The organism is Gemmatimonadota bacterium, assembly GCA_026706345.1.
Lineage (GTDB): Bacteria > JAAXHH01 > JAAXHH01 > JAAXHH01 > JAAXHH01 > JAAXHH01.
The window spans coordinates 35,330-41,749 of sequence record JAPOYX010000235.1; the positions used below are offsets into that span (position 1 = coordinate 35,330).

The 6,420-nt window shown below is 62.0% G+C and carries 5 protein-coding genes; 3 read left to right on the forward strand and 2 right to left on the reverse strand.

Features of this window, described 5'->3' with window-relative positions:
* Positions 1-20: 20 nt before the first annotated feature.
* Together OXG98_16745 and OXG98_16750 are read right to left on the reverse strand one after the other, a co-directional pair.
* Positions 21-776 (reverse strand): energy-coupling factor transporter transmembrane component T, encoded by a 756-nt coding sequence (locus OXG98_16745; GenBank protein ID MCY3773656.1) that lies wholly within the window; start codon positions 774-776, stop codon positions 21-23.
* A gap of 123 nt (positions 777-899) precedes the next feature.
* Entirely contained in the window at positions 900-2,621 is a 1,722-nt protein-coding gene (locus OXG98_16750; protein MCY3773657.1) for an energy-coupling factor transporter ATPase, read from the reverse strand.
* A 343-nt stretch (positions 2,622-2,964) separates the two neighbouring features.
* Between OXG98_16750 and OXG98_16755 the strand changes: the two genes are divergently transcribed.
* The 3 genes from OXG98_16755 to OXG98_16765 form a co-directional block, all read left to right on the forward strand.
* Entirely contained in the window at positions 2,965-4,494 is a 1,530-nt protein-coding gene (locus tag OXG98_16755; GenBank protein ID MCY3773658.1) for an efflux transporter outer membrane subunit, read from the forward strand.
* Positions 4,495-4,500: 6 nt separating this feature from the next.
* Positions 4,501-5,715, forward strand: coding sequence for an efflux RND transporter periplasmic adaptor subunit (locus OXG98_16760; GenBank protein MCY3773659.1), 1,215 nt, complete (start codon positions 4,501-4,503; stop codon positions 5,713-5,715).
* Positions 5,712-6,420, forward strand: a 709-nt coding sequence (locus OXG98_16765) for an efflux RND transporter permease subunit (protein ID MCY3773660.1), incomplete at its 3' end; no start/stop codon positions are given. The genes OXG98_16760 and OXG98_16765, both read left to right, overlap by 4 nt.

The following is a 6,420-nucleotide window of genomic DNA, read 5'->3' on the forward strand; positions in this document are numbered from 1 at the left end:
AGCATCTCCCTGTTGACCGTTCACGGGACCGGCATCAGCCAGCCCGCCAGGTTCAAGATCAGCAGCAGGCCCAGGATGGCATAGTCGCGCCAGATGAACGGAAAAGCAAGGAACTCCGTCCGCTTGCCCCGCATGCCGAACCCCTTGGATTCAAGCGCCATGGAGAGCAGGTCGGTATCCCGGATCGCGTATACGAATATGGGCACCAGCAGCGGCACGTACTTGCGGGCCCGCTGCAGGACGTTTCCGCTCTTGAGATCGAGGCCCCTCGCCTGCTGCGCCTGGACGACCGTGCCTATACGGGTAAAAAACAGGGGGACGAGCCGAAAGGCAAGGGAGAGCGCGAAGCTCACGGCAAAGGGCAGCCCGATGGTCCTGAGTCCGTAGGCGAACTCCTCCACTTTCGTGCAGGATACGAAGATCATGCCGGAAACGAGCATGGCCTCGAGCCGAAATCCCATGGCGAGCCCGAACCGTATGGACTCTGTCGAGAGTGTGAACAGACCGAAAGACCAGAACGGCTCGCCTACGCGCCTGAACAGCGACCACGAAACGACACTGAACACGAGCACGGTGATCATGAGCGGCAGGATGCGCCGCAGGTTTCTAAACGCACCGGCCGAACGGGCCAGCAACAGCACGCCCGACAGGATGGCCAGTTGATACCAGGGCGACTGGAAAGCCACGGTGAGGATCAGCAGCATGGCGAGTCCCAGGATCTTCGTCGAGGGATGGAGCCGATGCAGCAGGGTATCGGAGGGTATATAGAGTACCATGGGCGGTCCAGGTGATCCAGGTGGTCCGGAGGTCCGGAGGTCCGGTGGCCCGGTGATCCAGGCGGTCCGGGCGATCCGGAAGGTCCGGGAGGTCAGGAATAGCGGCCCGACTGCCTGCCTCTACTATTCGTTCAGGGTTGGTTCATCGGGACGTTCCAGGCAGTCTACGATCTCTTTGACGGAACGCACCACGAGTCCGAATTCATACCCGAGGCGCACGGCCTCGGGCGCTCGCAGGTACAGCGACTCCAGCAGCTTCGGATCACTGAAACACGACCGGACGTCCCCGTCCCGGACGACGCGTCCCCCGGACATGATGACGCAGCGGTCGGCATACTCTGCGACGACCCACATGGAGTGGGTGATCATGACCACGGTTCGTCCGGATTCGTTGAGGCGTCGGATGAGGTTCAGGATGGCGACCTGGCCGGGATAGTCCAACCCCGTGGTCGGTTCATCCAGGACGAGGATCTCGGGGTCCGTGGCCAGCACCGACGCCACGGCAAGCTGCTGTCTTTCTCCCCGGGTCAGGTTGAAGGGATCCTCTTGTTCACGCCCGGCGAGCCCGGTAACGGCCAGGGCGGATTCAACTTTCTCCCTGACCGTCTCTTCGGGCAGGCCGTAGTTGCGGGCGCCGAAGGCGACTTCGTCCAGCACGGTATTGGCGAAAATCTGGTGATCCGGGTTCTGGAATACGTAACCGACCCGGCGTCCCAGTTCGCGCAGGGTCCATTCGGAGGTGGATTTACCCAGGACGCGGACCTCTCCTTCCGTCGGAACGTGCAGTCCGTTGAGGTGCTTGGCGAGCGTCGTCTTTCCGCAGCCGTTCTGTCCGACCAGCGCAACGAACTCGCCGGCCGTAATCTCCAGGAAAACGTCGTCCACGGCGGGAGGCGAGTCCCCATATCTGAAAATCAGGCTGCTGATTTGCACGACGGGTCGGCCTGATTCGGGCTTTTGCTCGCCGTTCAGGATCTCTTGGGCGGACTCCTTTACCCGCCATCCAGCCGAATGAATACGGACCACGGCATCCTGGATAGTCAAGGCACTGGACTCCAGGCCCAGCTCGGTCAGCAGCACGGTGGTCTGGAGCGGCCGGACGCCATGCCGTTCCACGTATCCGGGGTCGGCAAGCATCTCGCTGGGCGAGCCCTCGCGTATGATGCGTCCTTCGTGCATCAGAAGGATCCGGTCCGCGGTCAGGACGTGTTCGGTCTCATGCTCGACCAGGATGATGCCCTCGATTTCATCCCGGAGGACCTGTGCAAGCCTGAAAATGTCTCGTTTCCCGATAGGATCCAGGTCGGTCGTCGGCTCGTCCATAACGACCAGCGCGGGCCTGCCCGCAAGTACCGAAGCGATGGCCAGGCGCTGTTTTTCACCGCCCGACAGGCTGGATGGGTCCCGCTGTTCGAAGCCAACGAGGCCGACGCGGCCTAGCGCCTGTTCGACGCGGGTCCGCATCTGATCGCGGTCCACGGCGAAGTTCTCCAGAGCGAAAGCCGTTTCCAGTTCAACGTTGGTGGAGAACAGCTGCGCCTCGAAGTCCTGGAATACCAGGCCGATGATGCGGGCCAGTTCGTAGACCTGCGGATGGCCGGACTCCTGGCTGCCGGGTTCCCGGCTGCCGGCTACCTGCAGCCTGCCGTCCAGCCTGCCTTTGATGAAGGATGGGATAAGCCCGTTCAGGCAGCGGCACAGGGTGGATTTACCCGCGCCGGTCTCACCGATAATGACGGTAAACTCGCCGGGACGATGACTGTAGTTGATCTGGTCGAGGGCCGGTTTAGGGGCGTCCCGGTAGGTGAACGCGAGGTCGTTTAGCGTGAGGATCGGCTGATTCAAGAGATCTCTTACGTGGAGGAATTCACCATATGTGGCAGAGTGGGGAGACCGCGCAGATGTTAGCGAATGATCGCACGTTTGTCAATACCGGTATATCTGGCACATCCATGACACAAAGACAGGATCCCGTGTTGGTCGGTGCTTTACGATGGGCCTGCGGAGGAGAAGGAAATTGGCCCTTGACCCTTGTAAAATCGGTACAGTTCGGTATAGTATAGTAAATTAACTAGACTCCAGCTTAACATCGGAACTGGGAGCGCGGTCATTTTGTGGTCGTTTGCCTTCATAAGACAAACAGGAAAGGGGTTAGACGGCCCCTCATAACCTGACCCCGGATAATACCATGAGACGGATTTTCCCACTGGTCTTCATCTTGACTATCCCGACCTGCTCCCTGGTCCCCGGCCGGAATCTCCCCGAGCCCGAATCGATTCCCGAAATGCCCGGCGCGTTTGCCGCCGGCGTGGCGGATTCCGGCACATACCAGCCGCTGGAGTGGTGGAAGACGTTCGAAGACCCGGTACTCGACCGGGTAGTCGAGGAAGTGCTCTCTTCGAATTTCGACCTGGCCGGAGCGGTCGCCCGGGTACAGCAGGCCCGGAGCCGGGCGGGCGTCGCCCGGGCTTCGGCGTTTCCGCTGGTTCAGCCTTCGGTAGGCGTGAACGACTTCGACGGTCCGACGAACGCGGGCATCGGAGCGCAACTGGAGGAAGTCGGGCTGGACCCGGAAGCACTGAGCGCGGCGGGCGTGGAGATCCCCGACCGGTTGGGACTCACCACCTATACCCTGAGCATGGAATTTGCCTACGAACTCGATTTCTGGGGCCGCAACCGCAACGATACGCGGTCCGCAGAGGCTGAACTGGCGGCGACGGAGGCGGACTACCTCAGCGCGCGCATGGGGGTGCTGGCCGAGACCGTCCGTACTTATCTGGAGATTTCAAGTCTGCGCCGGCAACAGGGGCTGGCCGGCGAGATCGTGGCCGTCCTTCAACAACTGGAATCGCTTGCAGAATCCCAGTATGAGCGGGGATTGATCGAATTGGGGGATCTACACGCGGCACGACGGAGACTGCGCGAAGCCCAGGCTGAATTGCCGCAGATCGAAGCACTGCGGGCAGATGCCGAGGGACGGCTGTGGATACTCATGGGCGGCTTCCGCGCCGATCTCGCACATAAGTTGTCCAATTCCCCGGGTCCATCACCGGTACTCAAGCCGGTCCCCACGGGCATCCCGGCCGATCTCATGGTCCAGCGGCCCGATGTCCTCGCGGCCATGCAACGTGTGGAAGCGGCGCGGTATTCCGTCAGCGCCCGCCGGGCGGCCCTGCTGCCGCGGTTATCCCTTCAGGGCGCCATAGGATTGCAGAGTACGGATTCGAGCGAGTGGTTCGATCCGGATCAATGGTTCCGCAACCTCACCATGAACCTGCTCGGACCAGTGATTCAGGGTTCCCGGCTTCAAAGAAACATCGCGCTGGCTGAGGCCAGGCTGAACGAGGCCGCGGCCGCTTATGGACGTTCCGTGGTCACCGCGGTGAACGAGGTCGAGTCCGCCCTGCTGGGACTGGAAGCCAGCCGGCGGCGGCATGCACTGCTGGAATCCCTTTCCAATGAAACCCGGGCGGAATCGGCGCTTCAGGAGCAAAGATACGTATCAGGCGTGGGTGCATACGAAGCGTTCCTGGCAGCGGAACAGACCCGTTTGGCGGCGCAGTCGGTACTGGCGGCAGCGGTGCGGGACCTGGGTTACGCCCGACTCGCCCTCCATCGCTCACTGGGCGGTACCTGGACCGCCACCGACAGTGAGCGTCTCAGGCTGCAGCAGACCCAGCCGGAGGGGCGTCTCCCCTCCAGCCCTCCAACGGAGTGAATAGCCATGTCGCGTTTAACCAGTTTTCTCGTTGCCGGCGGCATACTCGGAGTTTCCGTGGCATTGGCCGCCCTGTTGATTTCGCTGGCCCCGCAACCGACGCGCACGGAACAGCCGCCCCAGATACCCTTCGTTCAGACGGGCCTGGTCACCGCGGGATCCGGACCCATCCCGGTGTTCGGTTCCGGCACGGTAAGGCCGAGTGCAGAGATCGATGTCGTTTCGCAGGTAGGCGGCAGAATCGCGTGGGTCAACCCGGGATTCCTGAGTGGCGGCCGGATCGCGACGGGGGATACGCTCTTCCGCATCGAGGAGGTCGACTACCGGTACCGGGTACAGGAAGCGGAGGCCAGTCTCGCGGCCAGTCAACTGGCATTGCTGCGGGAGGAGGAACAGGCGTCGATTGCCCGTGCACAGCACGATCTCTACACCGCTCGCAAAGGGAATGCGCCTTCGGACGACAACGCAAATCCACTCGCGCTGAGAGAACCGCAGTTGAAAGCAGCCCAGGCCGCACTGGATCGCGACGAAGCCCGGCTTGCCGATGCCAATCTCGCCTTGCGAAGAACCCAGGTTACTGCGCCATTCGACGGATACGTGCAGGAAGAATCCGTGGATGCGGGACGGATCGTTGCCGCCGGCCAACCCGTCGCGCGGGTTTTCGCCTCGGATGCGGTGGAAATCGTCGTGCCCTTGTCCGATTCCGATGCCGCATTGATTCCGGGGTTGTGGTCGCTTTCGGCGGGCGACGGGAACCGGAGCGTCGTTGCACGCGTGGTCGCCCGTTTCGGTGAGGGATCCTATGCCTGGACAGGTTACGTGGACCGGGGCGAGCCCTACCTTGACCGGCAAACGCGCACCATCGACGTGATCGTACGCGTACCGGATCCCTTTCGATCGGGGCGGCCCATGGACGGCACGGTTCAGTCCGGCGCCAGTCCCCCCCTGCTGGTTGGCAAATACGTCGAAGTGGAAATCAACGGTCTTGAGCGGGATGATTTCTTCCTGGTTCCGCGCGCGGCGCTGCAATCAGGCAACGAGGTCTGGATCGTGCGCGATGGCGGCACAGTACATATCGTTCCGGTGCAGGTACTGCAGCGTACCGGCGATAGAGCCTACGTGACGGGTGACCTCGAAAACGGCCACGACGTCGTCACCGGCGGGATCCGGTTTACGACGGAAGGTATGCGCGTCCAGACGGAGACCGGCCAGACCCCATGAGTATGGACAACGGCAATCATAAAGAAACTTCCGGTCCGATCGCCTACATGGCGGGCAACAGCGTGGCCGCCAATCTGTTGATGTGGGCCATCGTAGCCGCGGGGTTGGTTTCGCTGACCGGCATCGACCGGGAAGCGTGGCCCACCACGCCCTTCTACCACGTTGAAGTGTCGATGGCCTATCCAGGCGCCACGCCGGAGGAGATCGAGGAGTCGATCGTCGTCAAGATCGAGGATCAGGTCAGCGGGCTGGACGACGTGAAGGCGGTCAAGTCCGTAGCGGCCCCGGGCATAGCGTCCGTGCGGGTTCAAATGGATTCCGGCACGGACATGGTCCGGGCACTGAACGATATCGAGTCGGCGGTCAATCGCATTCAGTCTTTCCCGGCCGGTGCCGATCGTCCCGGTTTCCGGGAGATGGACAACCGCATGAGCTTGATGCGGCTCATCGTCTACGGCGACGTTTCCGAGCGCTCGCTGAAGGAATTGGCGTATCAGATCGAGGATAAACTCACGGTGCTTCCGTCCGTGTCCCAGGTCGACGTCAGTGGCGTTCGAAAATACGAAATCTCCATCGAGGTACCGCTTCATCGGCTGAGCGCCCTTGGACTGACACTCACCGACGTCGCAGATACCATCCGTCGCAGTTCATTGAACCTGTCTGCCGGCAGTATCGATACCCGGGAATCCCAGGTGCGGATCCGGA

Coding starts and splice junctions, on each gene's coding strand:
- OXG98_16745 (MCY3773656.1), bottom strand. CDS start 776: ATGGTACTCTATATACCCTCCGATACCCTGCTGCATCGGCTCCATCCC.
- OXG98_16755 (MCY3773658.1), top strand. CDS start 2,965: ATGAGACGGATTTTCCCACTGGTCTTCATCTTGACTATCCCGACCTGC.
- OXG98_16760 (MCY3773659.1), top strand. CDS start 4,501: ATGTCGCGTTTAACCAGTTTTCTCGTTGCCGGCGGCATACTCGGAGTT.